This is a genomic window from Boseongicola sp., from assembly GCA_014075275.1.
Classification (GTDB): domain Bacteria; phylum Pseudomonadota; class Alphaproteobacteria; order Rhodobacterales; family Rhodobacteraceae.
Genome location: CP046179.1, coordinates 3,211,944 through 3,228,419 on the forward strand (window position 1 = coordinate 3,211,944; position 16,476 = coordinate 3,228,419).

Annotated in this window: 19 protein-coding genes and 1 pseudogene; 13 read left to right on the plus strand and 7 right to left on the minus strand. The window is 55.3% G+C overall.

Translation table 11 applies throughout. The features are described 5' to 3' along the window. Nucleotides 1–4 precede the first annotated feature (4 nt). Both rplT and GKR98_16090 read left to right on the plus strand, forming a co-directional pair. Nucleotides 5–367: a 50S ribosomal protein L20 gene (gene rplT, locus GKR98_16085; protein ID QMU59567.1), complete on the plus strand. Its 363-nt coding sequence runs from the start codon at nt 5–7 to the stop codon at nt 365–367. Between the two features lie 266 nt (nt 368–633). Then, nucleotides 634–780, plus strand: a complete 147-nt coding sequence (locus GKR98_16090) for a hypothetical protein (GenBank protein ID QMU59568.1) — start codon at nt 634–636, stop codon at nt 778–780. Here the strand turns inward: GKR98_16090 and GKR98_16095 are convergent. Then, nucleotides 767–1,486, minus strand: coding sequence for a class I SAM-dependent methyltransferase (locus tag GKR98_16095; GenBank protein ID QMU59569.1), 720 nt, complete (start codon nt 1,484–1,486; stop codon nt 767–769). The genes GKR98_16090 and GKR98_16095 overlap by 14 nt on opposite strands. Next, complete coding sequence (locus GKR98_16100) at nt 1,483–2,487, minus strand: glycosyltransferase (protein ID QMU59570.1); 1,005 nt, start codon at nt 2,485–2,487, stop codon at nt 1,483–1,485. The genes GKR98_16095 and GKR98_16100 overlap by 4 nt, the downstream gene beginning before the upstream one ends. Before the next feature lie 109 nt (nt 2,488–2,596). On the opposite strand from GKR98_16100, the gene GKR98_16105 reads away from it, so the two are divergent. The 6 genes from GKR98_16105 to GKR98_16130 all read left to right on the plus strand — a co-directional run bounded on the left by GKR98_16105 (nt 2,597) and on the right by GKR98_16130 (nt 9,368). Beyond that, on the plus strand, nt 2,597–4,156 hold the full coding sequence (locus GKR98_16105) for a hypothetical protein (GenBank protein QMU59571.1): 1,560 nt from the start codon (nt 2,597–2,599) through the stop codon (nt 4,154–4,156). 71 nt (nt 4,157–4,227) lie between these two features. Next, on the plus strand, nt 4,228–5,298 hold the full coding sequence (pheS, locus tag GKR98_16110; GenBank protein ID QMU59572.1) for a phenylalanine--tRNA ligase subunit alpha: 1,071 nt from the start codon (nt 4,228–4,230) through the stop codon (nt 5,296–5,298). Further along, complete coding sequence (locus GKR98_16115) at nt 5,295–5,720, plus strand: ASCH domain-containing protein (GenBank protein QMU59573.1); 426 nt, start codon at nt 5,295–5,297, stop codon at nt 5,718–5,720. Before pheS ends, GKR98_16115 begins: the two co-directional genes overlap by 4 nt. Before the next feature lie 130 nt (nt 5,721–5,850). Then, nucleotides 5,851–6,417 carry a hypothetical protein gene (locus GKR98_16120; GenBank protein ID QMU59574.1) on the plus strand — a complete coding sequence of 189 codons (567 nt, stop codon included), beginning with the start codon at nt 5,851–5,853 and terminating at the stop codon, nt 6,415–6,417. Next, nucleotides 6,414–8,810, plus strand: coding sequence for a phenylalanine--tRNA ligase subunit beta (locus tag GKR98_16125; GenBank protein ID QMU59575.1), 2,397 nt, complete (start codon nt 6,414–6,416; stop codon nt 8,808–8,810). The genes GKR98_16120 and GKR98_16125 overlap by 4 nt, the downstream gene beginning before the upstream one ends. 108 nt (nt 8,811–8,918) lie before the next feature. Then, complete coding sequence (locus tag GKR98_16130; protein QMU59576.1) at nt 8,919–9,368, plus strand: YtoQ family protein; 450 nt, start codon at nt 8,919–8,921, stop codon at nt 9,366–9,368. Here the strand turns inward: GKR98_16130 and GKR98_16135 are convergent. Further along, nucleotides 9,365–10,075 (minus strand): annotated as a pseudogene (locus GKR98_16135) (glutathione S-transferase). The gene GKR98_16130 and the pseudogene GKR98_16135 overlap by 4 nt on opposite strands. Before the next feature lie 152 nt (nt 10,076–10,227). Here GKR98_16135 and mscL point away from each other — a divergent pair. Beyond that, the gene (gene mscL / locus GKR98_16140) at nt 10,228–10,629 is read left to right on the plus strand and encodes a large-conductance mechanosensitive channel protein MscL (protein QMU59577.1); all 402 of its coding nucleotides are present in this window, start codon (nt 10,228–10,230) and stop codon (nt 10,627–10,629) included. Nucleotides 10,630–10,727: 98 nt separating this feature from the next. Then, complete coding sequence (locus tag GKR98_16145) at nt 10,728–11,282, plus strand: redoxin domain-containing protein (protein QMU59578.1); 555 nt, start codon at nt 10,728–10,730, stop codon at nt 11,280–11,282. Nucleotides 11,283–11,378: 96 nt separating this feature from the next. On the opposite strand, the gene ald is transcribed toward GKR98_16145, so the two are convergent. Next, nucleotides 11,379–12,494 (minus strand): alanine dehydrogenase, encoded by a 1,116-nt coding sequence (gene ald / locus GKR98_16150; protein QMU59579.1) that lies wholly within the window; start codon nt 12,492–12,494, stop codon nt 11,379–11,381. 135 nt (nt 12,495–12,629) lie between these two features. On the opposite strand from ald, the gene GKR98_16155 reads away from it, so the two are divergent. Next, a complete protein-coding gene (locus GKR98_16155; GenBank protein QMU59580.1) occupies nt 12,630–13,091 on the plus strand; it encodes a winged helix-turn-helix transcriptional regulator in 462 nt (153 codons plus the stop codon). A gap of 85 nt (nt 13,092–13,176) precedes the next feature. Here GKR98_16155 and GKR98_16160 read toward each other — a convergent pair whose 3' ends face one another. Together GKR98_16160 and GKR98_16165 are read right to left on the minus strand one after the other, a co-directional pair. Next, on the minus strand, nt 13,177–13,593 hold the full coding sequence (locus GKR98_16160) for an OsmC family protein (GenBank protein QMU59581.1): 417 nt from the start codon (nt 13,591–13,593) through the stop codon (nt 13,177–13,179). Between the two features lie 63 nt (nt 13,594–13,656). Next, nucleotides 13,657–14,106, minus strand: a complete 450-nt coding sequence (locus tag GKR98_16165; GenBank protein QMU60142.1) for a hypothetical protein — start codon at nt 14,104–14,106, stop codon at nt 13,657–13,659. 338 nt (nt 14,107–14,444) lie between these two features. Between GKR98_16165 and GKR98_16170 the strand changes: the two genes are divergently transcribed. Next, nucleotides 14,445–15,287, plus strand: a complete 843-nt coding sequence (locus GKR98_16170) for a hypothetical protein (GenBank protein ID QMU59582.1) — start codon at nt 14,445–14,447, stop codon at nt 15,285–15,287. A gap of 91 nt (nt 15,288–15,378) precedes the next feature. Here GKR98_16170 and rpsU read toward each other — a convergent pair whose 3' ends face one another. Continuing rightward, nucleotides 15,379–15,585 carry a 30S ribosomal protein S21 gene (gene rpsU / locus GKR98_16175; protein QMU59583.1) on the minus strand — a complete coding sequence of 69 codons (207 nt, stop codon included), beginning with the start codon at nt 15,583–15,585 and terminating at the stop codon, nt 15,379–15,381. A 114-nt stretch (nt 15,586–15,699) separates the two neighbouring features. Between rpsU and GKR98_16180 the strand changes: the two genes are divergently transcribed. Next, nucleotides 15,700–16,404 (plus strand): COQ9 family protein, encoded by a 705-nt coding sequence (locus tag GKR98_16180; protein ID QMU59584.1) that lies wholly within the window; start codon nt 15,700–15,702, stop codon nt 16,402–16,404. The last annotated feature ends 72 nt before the right edge of the window (nt 16,405–16,476 follow it).

Below are 16,476 nucleotides of genomic sequence, written 5' to 3' on the forward strand. Positions count from 1 at the left end.
TAAAATGCCAAGAACCAAGGGTGGGACAGTTACCCACGCGCGTCACAAGAAGGTCATTAAAGCCGCTAAAGGTTATTATGGCCGTCGCAAAAGCAACTTCCGCACTGCAACGCAGGCGGTCGATAAAGCCAACCAATACGCCACGCGCGACCGCAAGAACCGCAAGCGCAATTTCCGCGCTTTGTGGATCCAGCGGATCAACGCAGCCGTGCGCAGCCACGACGAGGCACTGACGTACTCGCGCTTCATCAATGGCCTGTCGCTTGCAGGTGTTGAAGTGGACCGCAAGGTCCTCGCTGACCTCGCCGTGCACGAACCAGAAGCGTTCGGTGCCATCGTCGAAAAGGCGAAGGCCGCTCTGGCCTGATTTGTCGCCATATATCTGGAATTCGAAAGCCGCGAGCTCAGTGAGTTTCGCGGCTTTTTCGTGTCCTTAAGCTGCACTTGGAATTCACTTGAACCGGCGCTAGTGTCACGTCAATTATTCCCGGCAAAGCAAAGGAACAGGCAATCGAGACGCTTTTCGCGGATCTAGAGAAGGAAATTCTTGGCCTCATCGGGGGCGCAATTTTCCTTGGTTCCTGGATGCTTCAAGCGCTGGAATCGCGGCGGGCTGGCGAGCCGGTCGTGTCCATGAAATTTTTCCTGATACGGGCGGTGGCATGCGCGCTTTTGACGGTCGAAGGTTTTCGCGCAGGATCGCTGTCGGTGGTCATCGTTATGTTTGCGACGATGCTCTTGATGCTGTTCAACGTCGGTTTATTGATCAAAAAGCGCTGAGCGTCTCTTCTGATCTGGCAATTAACGTTGTCGAATCTGAGATAGGCAGGCTTACCGCCAATCCATCAAACCGTCTAAACGGAAGACCGCAGTCCGAAATGGCATCCTTGTAGCGCTGACGTTTAGTGTCATCGAAGACAATTATGCCATCGGCCTTCAATCTGCCAACCGCTTCGGTCAGGCACGCTTCGCGCGAGCGCCCATCAATGACAATGACATCGAACTCGCCCTCAGCGGACCGGATGGCGCGAACAAAGTCGTCGAAATACTGCCCTTCAAATCCACGCTTGCGTGATGCGATTTCTCCTGTTTCCAGCGCTGGCGTCAGTTTGACAGTGACGTGACCGGCATTCTGCAATTTGGCGGCCAAATTTTGATGCCAGTTTGCATCAAACTCGGCGGAAATGACCTCTCCCGATCTCTTTGCCAGCCAAAGCGTACTTGCGCCGCTGCCCCATTCAAAAACGCGCGCGCCGGGATTTTGGATAAGAAACTTCGAAACTGCGTCGATTGCATCGTAAGTCCACCATGGAACGCCCAGACGTTCCATGTCGTCCAGGTCATAAATGGCAAACAGCGAACGAAACCATCGCGCGCGACGGTTTTCGCTTTTTTCAAGGCGGTCCAGTAATCCCGTTGGTTTCAGCAGTGTGCGAACGACCCTAATGCACGCAACGTATGCGCGCTTTGCCAACAGATCGATCATTCAGGACGCTCCGATTTGTCATCCAGCGGTTGGGCAACATATTTGTCGTCTTCTCTCAGTTTCGATGCCAACACCAATTCTGCAATTAATCCGATGCCTAACAATTGAACTCCGGTCACGACAAACAGGATTCCGATCTGCAAAAGCGGCCTTGTGCCAATCGGCCCCATTCCCAGCAGCCATAGAACCGAGAGATAGCCGATGAAAAGTCCACCCAATCCCAGAATTGGCAGGCCGATCATGCCAAAAAAGTGCAATGGCCTGGCACCATAGCGCGTAATTAGCATCACCGTCAGCAAGTCCAGCAAGCCTTTCACCATTCGCGACCAGCCATACTTCGAAACGCCATGCTCGCGGGCGCGATGTTCGACTTCGATTTCGCGAACAGAGAAACCACCTGCATTTGCCAATGCCGGGGTAAACCGATGCAACTCGCCATATAGATTTAAGTGGGAAAGAACCTCGCGACGATAGGCTTTGAAACCGCAATTAATGTCGTGAATTTCGATGTTGAAGGCGCGCGAAGTCATGGCGTTGAAGATGCGTGATGGCAGTGTTTTGTCGATGGGATCGTGTCTTCGACGTTTCCAGCCACTGACCAAGTCAGCTCCGGATTGTATCTCTTCGATAAAGCGCGGTATTTCCTTGGGATCGTCCTGCAGATCGGCATCCATGGTTACCACCACATCTCCTGTAGCCACCCGAAACCCATAGGACAGGGCCGCTGCCTTGCCAAAATTCCGACGAAATCCGATCAATCTTAAATTATCGTGTCGTGCCGCAAGGTCTTGTGCCACTGATCGACTTTTATCGGTACTTCCGTCATCGACGAAGATAATCTCAAAAGGCGTGCCTAGCTCGCTTTCGACTGCGGAAAGTTCTTCATAAAGCGCAGCAAGGGTGTCTTCTTCGTTCAGAAAGGGCACCACAATTGAGACGCTTGTAATGCGATCCGTCGGCGGATGATCCGGTGCAGGTTGCAACTCGGTTTTTTTGGTCATTGAACTCTGCAAACCCTGTATTTGCTGCTCTTATTGTCTATGGGCAACAACACTCGCCAAAGGAATTGCCCGGATTGCAACTTTATCCGGATCACTTATAGAGCGTGTCATGGCCACGGATACTTTTTCTGCAACGCCGGATCGGGTCAAGCGATTGACCGCCTATGGCCTTATCGTCCTTTTGATTGTTGCATTTGGCGCATGGACCATCTTCGAGCCTTTTGGCCGTGATCAGGCTATTCATGCAACGATCGCGGCAGGCCTGCTGAACGGTCAGACTACTTACGCGGAAATATACAACATTAAGCCTCCGATCACGACGGCCATTCACGCGCTGTCGCAGATCCTGTTCGGACACTCCGAAGCATCGATACGCCTGTTTGATCTCGTTTTTGTCGCCGCAACAGGTGCAGCGATGTGTGCATTACTGATGCGCCTTGGTTATTCGATCGTTGGCGCAACACTCGCGCCACTGGCATTCGCCGCTATCTACTATCCATCTTCGTTTTGGCATCGTGCCCAGACGGATGGTTGGGCGGGGCTGCTGATCATTTGGGCCTTGCTGTTACTCGTCATGGGATGGCAATCCCAAAAGGCGCGGCACGTCTTCTTCTCGGGCGTCATTTTGGCGTTGGCTTTTAGCCTGAAGTACACGATTGGCCCGATAGCATTGGTGATTTTTGTGCCAATCTTTGCAAGTGATCTGCGACTGAGATTGGTTGATTTTCTATCCTTTGCTGCTGGCGGACTTGGCACATTGGTGATTTCCGGTGGGTTGCTCGCTGTGCTTGGCGCTTTTGATGCATACGTCGAAATCCAGACGTTTATTTTGTCATACGCCTCGGGTTTTCGGGTCAGCGCACAATTCATACAGATGGAGCTTCTTTCAGTCTTGCTAAAGGCTCCGCTATTCGGATTGGCAATGTTCATTGGATTGGCGCTCACGATTTCCCGCGCGCTTTTTCCTGGCCGCGATCTGGCCGCCTGTCTGCTTGTTATCTGGTTGATAGCAGGATGGGTTTCACTCTGGATTCAAGGCAAAGGATTTCCGTATCACGCCCTACCATTCTTGGTGGCTCTTGCAGCATGCTCGGCATCTGCCTTTGATACGATCACAGCTTTCGTGAGGCACCGTTTGACCGACACGCGCACACAAAAGATCGTGGCGGTGATCGGAATTGTAGCACTGGCTTCGAACGCTCCCTTGAAACAGCCAATTGATGTTGCCAGGTCGCTGTTAACCGGTCAATCGCCGATGACCGAAGCAGATTTTTACGTCGAGACTGACTTCAGCTCTGCGGCCAATGCGGCGGCAACTGAGTTTCTTCAAAACGAGCTTCAGCCAAGCGAAACGCTGTTTGTCTGGGGCTATGATACGGGCCTCTATTTCACGACCAACCGCACGCCGTTGCACCGCTATCCCTACAGCTGGCCATTTTTGGTGAGTTTCTATGATCGCCGCTACGACGCTGATTTACTGGGTCGGCTGTTGGCGAATATGCCAGATGTCGTTGTTGTCCAGAACAATGACATGACACCCTGGGTGACCGGTCGCGCGGTCGACAGCCGCGGGGCGTTGGCCGAATTCCCGGCTTTGCAGAATCTTATTGCAAGTCGCTATCGCAAGATCGGCGACAGCCCCAAATTTGAATACTACCGGCTGAATTAGGGTCACCCGGACGACCTTGCTTTTCCAAGGCCCCAAGGCTAACCCGAGCAGGCTTAATGACGAGGGCGGAAATGGACGATCTACGGCAGAAATATCTCGATGCCATTGCGGATGCAGGTGATGAATCCGCGCTTGAGGATCTGCGCATTGCCGCCGTCGGCAAAAAGGGCGAGGTCTCGCTGAAAATGCGTGAACTTGGACGCATGACGCCCGAGGAACGCCAAGTCGCTGGCCCGGCTCTGAACGCCCTGAAGGACGAGATCAATTCAGCCCTTTCAGCGAAGAAATCCGCGCTGGGCGATGCCGCCCTTGATGCCCGTCTGCGTGATGAATGGCTGGACGTTACACTGCCCGGTCGCCCCAGCAACAAGGGCACCATCCACCCCGTCAGCCAGGTCACGGAAGAAGTCACAGCCATCCTCGCCGACATGGGCTTTCCCGTCGCCGAAGGACCGCAGGTGGAAACCGATTGGTTTAGCTTCGATGCCCTTAACATCCCCGATTACCACCCCGCCCGCAGCGAGATGGACACGTTCTATATGCACCGCGAGGACGGCGATGATCGCCCGCCCCACGTGCTGCGCCCCCACACCTCGCCCGTGCAAATCCGCTCAATGCAGAAAAACGGCGCTCCGATCCGCATCATCGCGCCGGGTAGGGTTTACCGCGCCGACTATGACCAGACCCACACCCCGATGTTCCATCAGGTCGAAGGCCTCGCCATCGACAAGGATATCTCGATGGCCAACCTCAAATGGGTACTGGAAGAATTCTTCTCGGCCTTCTTCGGCACCTCCGTCAAAACCCGCTTCCGCGCCTCGCACTTTCCGTTCACCGAGCCCTCTGCCGAGGTCGACATCCAGTGTTCCTGGGAAGGCGGCACAGTGAAAGTCGGCGAAGGCGATGGCTGGCTCGAGGTTCTGGGCTCCGGCATGGTCCACCCCAACGTTCTGTCAGCAGCAGGTGTTGACCCGGCGGAATGGCAAGGCTTTGCCTTCGGCATGGGCATCGACCGTATGGCAATGTTGAAATACGGCATCCCCGACCTGCGCGCCTTCTTCGACAGCGATCTGCGCTGGCTCAGACACTACGGCTTTGCAGCGCTCGACCAACCAACACTCCACGGCGGCTTGGTGCGATGAACGACGAATTCGAAGATCTGCAAGACACTTACCCCGGCGCCGGAACCTTCAAATTTGGCGACAACGCCAAGCTGTCCAAACGCCTGATCGCTCTGGTCCGCTCGGGCCACAAACGCGCCACCTGCGGCGCGCTAACTGATTTCACCGACGATCCGGCCTCGATGCCGGTCGTGGGCCGCTGCGACATCGCCACCAATTGGGACGACACGCCCGCCGTAGTGATCCGCACGGTGCAAGTTGATCAGGTGCGGTTCTGCGATGTGACCGAAGAGATGGCGCTGGCCGAGGGCGAAAACGTTGATCTCGAAGGCTGGCAGGAGGACCACAAAACGTATTTCGAGCGCAACGGCGGCTTTGACGCGGAAATGATGCTGGTGTTCGAGCACTTTGAGGTGGTCGAAGACTTGGCGGGGCGAGAGTAGTTATGCGCGACGAGAGCATAGGTGGCTTGGATGCGACGGCGAACCTAAAAAACGACAGTTCGGATTTGCGCTGGCTCAGGCACTGCGGCTTTGGTTTGCTGACGGTACCGGCATTGCTTGGGGGGCTGTAATGGCAATCCGCCTTATCGCTAATGAGGTCGGTTCAAATTTTTTGCTTGTCGATGTAGCCCAATCCGGCTTTCGTTTGTCTGATCAGCCTTTTTTTGTTGGGTTGATGCATGGCACGCAGGCAAATGAACTTGGCAAGCTTAGCCAGGCGCTCTTGAACCTTGCTCCTATTTATAAGCGTCGGGCTACAGAGACTGAAAAGTGGTTCTCGTTGTCATCTGGGTTGCCGGGCGGCAATCAGTTCCCGCAAATCCAATACCGTGGCGTATATCCACGGGAAGTTTCCATTTCGTCCGGATCCCAAAAGTTGACGATAATCTGGGCCAGTGCAATTACCGTGATGTCTGGAGTCGCGAACTACCCAAGCTTCAAGGATGGATGGAAGGAAATCCAGTCGGACTTGAAGTTAGCCGTTAGCGAGATTCACAATATGATTGTCCGCCCAACGGAAGACGATGAGGCGCCCATGCCTGTTAAAATGTTTGACATTGCAGAAGCAGCAACTCTGGAACGCCGAGTTATCGATGAGCTGAACAAACGAGCTGAGCAAGAAGGTTCAAAAAAATGAAATTCACCCTCTCCTGGCTCCGTGAGCACCTCGAAACAGACGCCTCGGTCGAAGACATCGCCGAGACCCTGACCGACCTTGGCCTTGAGGTTGAAGAGATCGTCAATCCGGCCGAGAAACTCCGCGATTTCACCATCGGCAAGGTCCAAACCGCCGAACAGCACCCCGATGCTGATCGCCTGCGCGTCTGCATGGTGGAAACCGACGAGGGCGTGAAGCAAATCATATGCGGCGCGCCAAATGCACGCGCTGGCATCACCGTCGTCATCGCCAAACCCGGCACCTATGTCCCCGGCATCGACACCACCATTCAGGTCGGCAAAATCCGCGGCGTTGAAAGCCACGGCATGATGGCCAGTGAACGCGAGATGGAACTTTCGGACGAACACGACGGCATCATCGAATTGCCCTCGGGCGAGGTTGGCGACAGTTTCGCTGACTGGCTGGCCGCCAATGACCCCTCGAAAGTCGATCCGATGATCGAGATTGCGATCACGCCCAACCGGCAGGATGCGCTGGGCGTCGAAGGCATTGCGCGCGATCTGGCCGCGCGCGCACTCGGCACCAAAATCGACCGCCCCGTTACCCCCGTGAAAGGCAGCTTCCCCAGCTCGATCAACGTCACCATCGACGATGACACGCTGGACGGCGCGCCCTATTTCACCGGGCGCGTCATCCGTGGCGTCAAGAACGGCCCCAGCCCCGAATGGCTGCAACAGCGCATGAAGGCCATTGGCCTGCGCCCCATCTCGGCCCTTGTCGACATCACCAATTTCATGACCTTCGACCGCAATAGCCCCCTTCATGTCTTTGACGCCGACAAGGTGCAGGGCGATTTGCGGGTGCATCGCGCCAAGGGTGGCGAGGAACTACTGGCGCTGGACGAAAAGACCTATACGGCCTTCCCCGGCCTGATGCTGATCTCGGATGACCGCGCCCCGGAAAGTCTTGCCGGTATCATGGGCGGCGAGGAAAGTGGTGTCAGCGAAGACACCGTGAACGTGTTCCTCGAAAGCGCCTATTGGGAGCCGATCACAATCGCCCGCTCGGCTCGCGCGCTGAAAATCAATTCGGATGCAAAGTATCGTTTTGAACGCGGCGTTGACCCTGATTTCACTCTGCCGGGTTTGGAGCTGGCGACGCAAATGGTGTTGGACCTCTGCGGTGGCGAAGCCTCGGACGTCGTCACAGCCGGGGCCGTGCCAGACATGACCCGTGCCTACAAACTGGACACCGCGCGCTGTTCGTCGCTGGTCGGTATGGACATCCCCGCCGAAACCCAACGTGCGACTTTGGAGCGCCTCGGCTTCACACTGGACGGCGACATGGCAACCCCGCCAAGCTGGCGTCCTGATGTAAAGGGCGAGGCGGATTTGGTCGAGGAAGTCGCGCGCATCGCCTCGTTGACCAACCTTGAACCAAAGCCAATGCCCCGGATGTTTCCCGGCGTTCCCCAACCGATCCTGACGCCCCTGCAAAAGCGCGAACAGATCGCGCGACGCACCACCGCGGCGCTGGGTTACAACGAATGCGTGACCTACAGCTTCATTGACGAAGCCTCGGCCAAGCTATTCGGCGGCGGCACAGATACTACCCGCGTCGCCAATCCGATCAGTTCGGAGATGACCCACATGCGCCCAACAATGCTGGCCGGTCTCCTGCAGGCCGCATCGCGCAATCAGGCGCGCGGCTTCAGTGATCTGGCACTGTTCGAAGTCGGTGCGGTATTCCACGGCGGTGAGCCGGACGAACAGGAACTGCTGGTCACCGGCATTCGCATCGGCGCTACAGGCCCCAAAGATCCCCATGGCGCACGCCGCGCCGTTGATGTCTATGACGTCCGCGCAGACGCCGAAGCGGTGTTGTCAGCCCTTGGCGCACCCGCAAAAACGCAATTCTCGCGCTCGGCGAAGGATTGGTGGCATCCGGGCCGTTCATCGCGGATCACCCTAGGTCCGAAGATCATCCTCGGCTCGTTTGGTGAACTGCACCCGCGCGTTTTGAACGCTCTGGACGTCAAAGGCCCGGCCGTCGGCTTCGCCCTGCATCTGTCGGCAATCCCACAACCAAAGGCCAAATCCGCCTCGCGCGGGGCGTTGCGGATGAGCGGTTTGCAAGCGGTCGAACGCGACTTTGCCTTTGTGCTTGATGCCGATGTTGAGGCAGTCAATCTGGTGAATGCGGCAGCAGGGGCGGACAAGGCGTTGATCGAAGAGGTGCGCGTGTTTGACGAATTCATTGGCGGATCACTGGGCGAGGGTAAAAAATCTCTGGCGATCACGGTGCGGATGCAGCCCATGGCCAAAACCCTTACCGATGAAGAGATTGAAGCGGTGGGCGCGAAGATTGTTGAGAAAGTCACCAAAGCCACTGGTGGTGTCCTTCGCGGCTAACTGCTGTTTAATTGGCGCACCTACGGTGCGACACCACGAATGGCCTGGCCTGTGCAGGCCAGGCGGTTCTGAGTATTTATGAACAGAAGAATGGGGGGGCGTTGTCCTATGACCTTGAACGTGTATCTATCCGGCGAAATCCACACCGATTGGCGTGAGCAGATTGTGAGCGGCGCGGCAGGACTGGATGTGACTTTTTCCTCACCCGTAACTGACCACGATGCATCCGATGACTGCGGAGTTGCGATACTCGGCGCAGAAGATTCAAAGTTCTGGCACGATCACAAGGGGGCCAAGGTCAACGCTATCCGCACTCGTCTTGGGATCGAAAACGCCGATATAGTGGTGGTGCGTTTCGGGGAGAAATACAAACAATGGAACGCAGCTTTTGACGCGGGCATGGCGGCAGCACTTGGTAAATCGCTGATTGTCCTCAGCATGCCCGAGCATCAGCACCCCTTAAAAGAGGTGCATGCCGCGGCTCTGGCAGTGGCAGAAGAACCGCGGCAAGTGGTCGAAATTCTGACCTATATTCTGAACGGCAAACTGCCTGATTAGTGATCACGCGATGGTATTTTGAGGCCGCGCTGAACTGCCGGACGCTCAAGGAAACGCGCCAGATAGGCTTTCACGTTGGTGAAATCATCCCAGCCGACCTGATCCTGAACGCCGTAGCGGTCCAGCCCCCAAAGCCAGGGCGCAATCGCGATGTCGGCGATGGAAAAGTCGCCTGCGATCCACTCCTTACCCTCAAGGCCTTCTCCTAGGACACCAAGAAGACGCTTGGCTTCGTCAATGAAACGTTGCCGAGGGCGGGGATCTTCGATCTCTGCGCCCGCGAACTTGGCGAAGTATCCCAACTGTCCGAACATCGGCCCAATGCCCCCCATCTGGAACATCAGTCATTTGAGGACTTCATATCGATCTTTGCCGATCTTGGGCAGAAGTTTGCCAGTCTTATCAGCCAAATAGATCAGGATGGCGCCGGATTCGAACAATTGAATCGTTTCACCTCCGGGCCCATTCCGATCAATAATGGCCGGTATTTTGCCATTGGGGTTCAGCGATCGGAACTCGGCACTTTTTACATTGGCTTCAGCCAATGTGACGCGATGCGGTTCGTAATCCAGGCCCAATTCTTCAAGTGCGATCGACACTTTGACGCCGTTCTGAGTCGGAAATGAGTACAGCTGGATGGCGTCCGGTCGCGTGGCGGGCCAACGGTAGGTGATCGGGAATTCTGCGAGCGGGGTTAGAGCGTCCATGACGGCTCCTCCAATAATTCGTGCGTGCTATCCCACATAAGTAGGAATTTACTCCACGGAACCCTTAGATCTGTGCGATTTTGTGCTAGTGGGTATGCACGGGACGCAGGGGATGACCTGTGTAAAGGGAAACAAAGGGAATATCTGAAACCATGATGCAGGAATTCAAAGATTTCATTGCCAAAGGCAATGTCATGGACATGGCCGTTGGTATCATCATCGGCGCAGCTTTTACGGCAATCGTTCAGTCGCTGGTGGGCGACCTGATCAATCCGATTATCAGCCTGTTTACCGGGGGGATTGATTTCTCGGGACTGGGCATTCAACTCAGCGAAGGCGAAGACGGTGCTGTCTTTGCATACGGTAACTTCATCATGGCGATCATCAACTTCCTGATTATCGCCTGGGTCGTATTCATGCTGGTCCGCAGCGTGAACCGCATCAAAGAGGCGGCCGAGAAGGAAGAGGAAGCTGCACCTGCGCCGGAGGCTCCAAAAGGGCCCACACAGGAAGAGCTTTTGACAGAAATTCGCGATGCTCTGAAGGCGAAGTAAGACCTATATATTCTGGTTGAGGGCTCCGTCGTTGCGGGGCCCTTTTCTTATGGCCGGTTGGGTGTCAGTCTTATGTGACCTTAATGCGGAGAATTAACATGGCGGCGATACCCCCGGTTTGTGATTTTGGCTGGCAAGCACCGGACTTTCGTCTGAAAGCGACGGACGGTCAGATGTATTCCCTGGCGGACGTATCTGGTCCCAATGGGGCCGTTGTTGCCTTTATTTGCAACCACTGTCCTTATGTTTTGGCGGTGATGGACCGGATTATCCGTGATGCCCGGGATCTTCAGCCACTCGGTATTGGCTTTGCCGCAATATGTTCCAATGACGCTTCAACCCATCCCGCTGACAGTTTTGAAAACATGCAGGTGATGGCGCGTGAACGCGGTTTTCCATTTCCCTATCTTCACGACACCAGCCAGAGCGTTGCACGGGATTATGACGCTGCCTGCACGCCGGATTTTTTCGGGCTGAATGCTGACTTGCAGTTACAGTATCGTGGCCGAATTGATGCATCGCGCGCGCAAACCGGGCCAGCCGATCTGAGACGGGATCTTTTTGAAGCTATGCGTGAGGTTGCCGAGACCGGGAAAGGTCCACAGGAGCAGATCGCGTCGATGGGGTGTTCGATCAAGTGGAAAGCGGCCTGACGGCGTTTCGCCGACTACGTCGTCGAGGTAGGGGGGCGCTGCTCCCACCTCGCTTTGCTCGTTCCCCCGGGAGTATTTTCGCCAGAAAGAAGATGCCTACATCTTCAGGGCCAGCTGTGGGGAAGTCACGTCGATCCCCAGTGCCTTGCCGACTGCAAAGTAAGTCAGTTTTCCCGCGTGCACATTCAAACCGGCCAGCAAATGCGGATCATCTGTACAGGCTTGCTGCCAGCCCTTGTCAGCAAGCGACAACAGGAACGGCATCGTTGCATTGGTCAGCGCAATTGTGGATGTGCGTGCAACTGCGCCGGGCATATTGGCGACGCAATAGTGCATGATCCCATCAACATCGTAGATCGGGTCGCGATGTGTGGTTGCTTTCGAGGTTTCGAAACAGCCGCCCTGATCGATGGCCACATCAACAATCGCAGCCCCCGGTTTCATGGAGGATAGTTGCGCGCGTGTGACCAGTTTTGGTGCAGCGGCCCCCGGGATCAAAACGGCACCTATTACCATATCAGCGGTTTCAACCAGTTCGGCCGTGGCTGCAGCGCTGGCATATCTGTTCTTAAAATCCCGGCTGAAGACGTCGTCTAAATAGCGAAGGCGGGGCAGGGACCGGTCCAGAACAGTTACATCCGCCCCCATGCCGGCAGCGATCTTGGCTGCATGGGTGCCGACGACGCCGCCAATGACCACAACATTTGCTGGGCCAACGCCGGGCACGCCACCCATCAATACCCCGCGACCACCGTTGGCTTTTTGCAGGGTCCAGGCGCCGACCTGCGGGGCCAGACGACCGGCAACCTCAGACATTGGTGCCAACAAGGGCAGGCCGCCCCGGTCATCGGTTACTGTTTCATAGGCAATGCAGGTCGCCCCGCTGGCCAAAAGATCATGGGTCTGTTCCGGGTCTGGTGCCAGGTGCAGATAGGTGAACAGCAACTGCCCATCGCGCAGCATTTTGCGTTCCGCTGGCTGCGGTTCTTTCACTTTAACGATCATGTCTGCCGTTTCAAAAATCTCTACCGCAGTTCCTAAGATCTTGGCACCGACAATGCGATAATCTTCGTCCGGGAAGCCAGCGCCAACGCCGCCTCCTGTCTCGACATAAACTTCGTGACCGTGCCGAACAGCCTCGCCAGCGGTTGCTGGTGTCATGCCGACACGGAATTCTTGTGGTTTGATCTCTTTAGGGCACCCGATTTTCATGACCCAAACTCCCCTAACTGATGGACATATATGGCCAGAACTTCGGCGCAATGGCGCGCTTATTTCTTTGGATGTTGGCGCTAATAGTGGTAGAATATTCGAACAAACCCTGAAATTTCGAATGATTTTTGTGCCATGACCAATATCGACGCGACAGATGCCCGCATCCTGAATGTTCTGCAAAAGCGGGGTCGTATTTCCAATGCGGACCTCTCAGATGCCATCAATCTTTCGGCATCAGCTTGCCACCGCCGGGTGCAGCGGCTGGAAGACTCCGGAATTATCCGCGACTACGTTGCTCTGTTAAACCCGCGCAAACTCGGTCGCCCCACGGTCGTCTTCGTTGAAATCACGCTCTCAGGCCAGGCCGACGAAGTGCTCGACGCATTTGAAAAGCAGGTCAAGCTCATCCCCGATGTGCTTGAATGTCACCTGATGGCCGGGACCGCCGACTATCTTTTGAAAGTCGTGGCCGAAGACACCGAAGACTTCGCGCGCATCCATCGCCGGTACCTTGCCCGATTGCCGGGTGTGGCGCAGATGCACTCGTCTTTTGCACTGCGGACCGTTCGGCAAACAACCGCACTTCCTGTCTAGGCTTTTCTTTCTGGCAAAATACTCCGGGGTGGTCTGGAGGGGCAGAGCCCCTCCAGCGGGTCGCGGCACGTCAGTGCGGGGAAACCTATATCGTCTCCACGATCTCAAAATCGTGCGTTACTTCGGCTGTCATCTCCAGCATCTTCGTCGCTGAACAATACTTCTCGACGGATAACTGAATGGCCCGCTCTACGCGCGCTTCCGACAATCCACGTCCCTTCACGATGAAATGCATATGAATGCGTGTGAAGACCTTGGGCACCTCGCCCGCACGGTCGGCGTCCAACTCAACGATCACATCGTCGATGTCTTGCCGCCCCTTCTCAAGGATGGAAACAACATCATAGGCCGAACACCCGCCGGCACCCATCAGCACCAATTCCATCGCACTTGGTCCCGGTTTGGGCGCATCCTCGGTGGCGGTTCCCAAAACGACACTGTGGCCACCTTCTGTCAGCCCCCAAAACGCCTTGTCACCAGTCCATGTTACACGAGATTTCATCGCCATTTCCCATCGCTGCCTGAGCCACGCGATACAAGGTTCCGCACATGAAGAAAACCGTTCTCAAAGCTGTTTCACGTTATCTGCCTCAACGGAACCGCCATTGGTAAGATCCTCGATAAACGCGCTCAAAAGCTGAGTCTTGCTGGCATAGCCTGACTTTTTGTAGATTGAGTTTGTCTGCGCTTTGATTGTGCCCTCGCGCGCTCCGCGGATCTCGGCAATCTCAGAGATTGAGCACCCCTTCAGGATCAAACGTGCAACATCCCGTTCGGCTGGTGAAAAATCCCATTCGTTGAAGTATCCGTTCAACAAGTCCTGAAAAGCTCCCGACGCCCTGATGGCCCGACCTTCCAGTGTGGCATTCTGAATTTGGAGTTTTCTGACTTCAATTCCGATCAGGCCAATTGTGATCAAAAGACAACCGACAATAAGAAACTCCCAGACATGTAAATCGTCCCACTCTTCAATCCAGTTTATGCCAATCGCCTCACCCACGTCCTCAAAGAACATGACCGAGGCACAAAAAATTGCGGTGAAAAATGCGATGCGAAGGCGGGAGTGATTGACCATGGTTTGGCTCTTCTCTTTCGAAAGTTTGACACCCATTGAGGGTTCACGGCGACAAAGGCAACTAAACGAAAGTTCTAAGCCGGAACATTCCTGCAGATCATTACCCTCAAAGCCCCTGAATCTGAGACCCGGAAATGGCGCAAATTATAACAAATGTTTATCCAATTGCGGCTCAAACCGAACATAGGTTTATATCCCGATTTCAACGACCGACCTATCGCTGTGAGTTGGGGGCGCACTCGAAAAACGGGGCGCTTTGAGCGGAAGGATTACATAATATGAACATGAACTTACAGGCTTTGACCTGTGTGCTAGTCGTTGGCATTACTCCCAATGTAGCTAAGGCTTTCGAATTTACCGGCGGGGTCGAATTGGGCTATAGTCAAACCGACACTGGCAACTCTGACGATGGCGAGAACCTGTCCTTAAATGGCCCCAGTGGTTCTGCCTTCGTCACAGTTGGTCTGGAAGACTGGCGCGCAACCCTTGATGTGAACCATATCGGGCGAAGCTTGCCTGCTGGCGATGCTTTTGACAGTTACGCACCTGAAAACGCGACAGCATATGGTCTTCACATCGGCCGGCAGTTCGGCTCAGCATACTTTGGCGGCTTTTACGGAAAGACTCGCTTTCAGGGTAGCGATGCCGCGACCTTTAATGGGTATGTGGACGGCGATCTTTATGGCATCGAAGCCTCTCAAGACTTAAGCTTTGGTTCCATTTTTGGCCAAGTCGGCCAGGCCAAGATGATTGGCGATGGCACGGATACCGCATTTGACGGGCTATTTTTCCGCGTCGGGGTCAATGCCAACCTTGGAAATCAGATTAACCTGATAACAGGATATGAACGCGGCAGCTCGCCCGGCATTTTCGAAGATGAAGGCGATTCCGGTTCATACGAGCGGTTTGACCTAACGGCCGAGTATCCATTCGGGGACAGAGTGATTGGTCAGGTTGGGTTCCAGATGACCGACTTTCAGGCAAACACCGAGGATCTTGGGTCCGAAACAACCATTAGGGTCGGGCTGCGCATCCCTCTGGGAAAAACATCCCGGCGCAACGACTTGAAAACAACTTACCTGCCGGGTCTGGCAGCCGCCTGGGCCGAAGTGCTCGACTAAGTCTCGGCCCTTAAAAACAACAAACCCCCGAGGCTTGCCGCGGGGGTCGTCGTCGATGACCGAAGCCATCCAGTGTCTTGTGAAGGATGACTTACATCATTCCTTCGCGCTGTGCTTTCTTCCGAGCTAGCTTACGAGCACGGCGAATGGCCTCGGCCTTCTCGCGCGCACGCTTTTCAGACGGTTTCTCGAAATGTTGCCGAAGCTTCATTTCACGGAAAACGCCCTCACGCTGCAGCTTTTTCTTCAGGGCACGAAGCGCCTGATCGACATTGTTGTCGCGAACACTGACCTGCATGTGGTTGTCACCACCTTTCTAAGATAGAGTTGCGCAAAATTTGCAGGAATTGGGCCTATAGCAAGGGCAGATTGACTTGTCTACTGTCCCCAAAGGCTCAAAGGAGCGCGTGCCATGCCCGACACAAACCCAAATATCCGCCAAGAACTGCTGACCGCAATTCTGCCTCATGTAGCCTTCGACGGCTGGTCAGAACTCGCATTTGTGGCCGCGGCTGACGACATCGGCATCGATATCGAACAGGCCCGCGCCACCTGTCCCCGTGGGGCCATCGACCTCGCCATCGACTTTCACCGCGCAGGGGATCAAGCCATGGTCACCGCCTTCAAGTCGACCGATCTGTCCGACATGCGCTACCGCGACAAGGTCGCCACAGCTCTGAAACTCCGTGTCGAAGGTATGACAGACCGCGAGGTTATCCGCCGCGTCTCCGCCCTTTTTGCGCTGCCGCACAACACGGCTGACGGGGCAAAACTCATCTGGGAAACCGCCGATCACATTTGGACCGCGCTTGGCGACACTTCAACTGACGCAAACTGGTACTCCAAACGCGCAACTCTTTCTGGTGTCTGGGCGGCCACGGTTCTGTTCTGGCTCGGCGATGACAGCGAAAATGCCGCCGACACCATGGCCTTTATCGACCGACGCATCGACAACGTGATGCAAATCGAAAAGACCAAGGCGCAATTGCGCGAACACCCCCTGACAAAACCCTTGATGGCGCTTCAGGCCAGTATTCTTTCCGGCGTGAAAGCACCAAACCCCCAGTCAATGAAAGACACGCCCGGCCACTGGGACCAGTCACCCGGCAACCAATAGAACTTCTTCTGATCTCTCGTGCATTGCCATTGCAATGCACTGCCGACAGGCGATTGCTTGCAATCGCCGAAA

Coding starts and splice junctions, on each gene's coding strand:
- rplT (QMU59567.1), top strand. CDS start 5: ATGCCAAGAACCAAGGGTGGGACAGTTACCCACGCGCGTCACAAGAAG.
- GKR98_16090 (QMU59568.1), top strand. CDS start 634: ATGAAATTTTTCCTGATACGGGCGGTGGCATGCGCGCTTTTGACGGTC.
- GKR98_16095 (QMU59569.1), bottom strand. CDS start 1,486: ATGATCGATCTGTTGGCAAAGCGCGCATACGTTGCGTGCATTAGGGTC.
- GKR98_16100 (QMU59570.1), bottom strand. CDS start 2,487: ATGACCAAAAAAACCGAGTTGCAACCTGCACCGGATCATCCGCCGACG.
- GKR98_16105 (QMU59571.1), top strand. CDS start 2,597: ATGGCCACGGATACTTTTTCTGCAACGCCGGATCGGGTCAAGCGATTG.
- pheS (QMU59572.1), top strand. CDS start 4,228: ATGGACGATCTACGGCAGAAATATCTCGATGCCATTGCGGATGCAGGT.
- GKR98_16115 (QMU59573.1), top strand. CDS start 5,295: ATGAACGACGAATTCGAAGATCTGCAAGACACTTACCCCGGCGCCGGA.
- GKR98_16120 (QMU59574.1), top strand. CDS start 5,851: ATGGCAATCCGCCTTATCGCTAATGAGGTCGGTTCAAATTTTTTGCTT.
- GKR98_16125 (QMU59575.1), top strand. CDS start 6,414: ATGAAATTCACCCTCTCCTGGCTCCGTGAGCACCTCGAAACAGACGCC.
- GKR98_16130 (QMU59576.1), top strand. CDS start 8,919: ATGACCTTGAACGTGTATCTATCCGGCGAAATCCACACCGATTGGCGT.
- mscL (QMU59577.1), top strand. CDS start 10,228: ATGATGCAGGAATTCAAAGATTTCATTGCCAAAGGCAATGTCATGGAC.
- GKR98_16145 (QMU59578.1), top strand. CDS start 10,728: ATGGCGGCGATACCCCCGGTTTGTGATTTTGGCTGGCAAGCACCGGAC.
- ald (QMU59579.1), bottom strand. CDS start 12,494: ATGAAAATCGGGTGCCCTAAAGAGATCAAACCACAAGAATTCCGTGTC.
- GKR98_16155 (QMU59580.1), top strand. CDS start 12,630: ATGACCAATATCGACGCGACAGATGCCCGCATCCTGAATGTTCTGCAA.
- GKR98_16160 (QMU59581.1), bottom strand. CDS start 13,593: ATGAAATCTCGTGTAACATGGACTGGTGACAAGGCGTTTTGGGGGCTG.
- GKR98_16165 (QMU60142.1), bottom strand. CDS start 14,106: ATGTTCTTTGAGGACGTGGGTGAGGCGATTGGCATAAACTGGATTGAA.
- GKR98_16170 (QMU59582.1), top strand. CDS start 14,445: ATGAACATGAACTTACAGGCTTTGACCTGTGTGCTAGTCGTTGGCATT.
- rpsU (QMU59583.1), bottom strand. CDS start 15,585: ATGCAGGTCAGTGTTCGCGACAACAATGTCGATCAGGCGCTTCGTGCC.
- GKR98_16180 (QMU59584.1), top strand. CDS start 15,700: ATGCCCGACACAAACCCAAATATCCGCCAAGAACTGCTGACCGCAATT.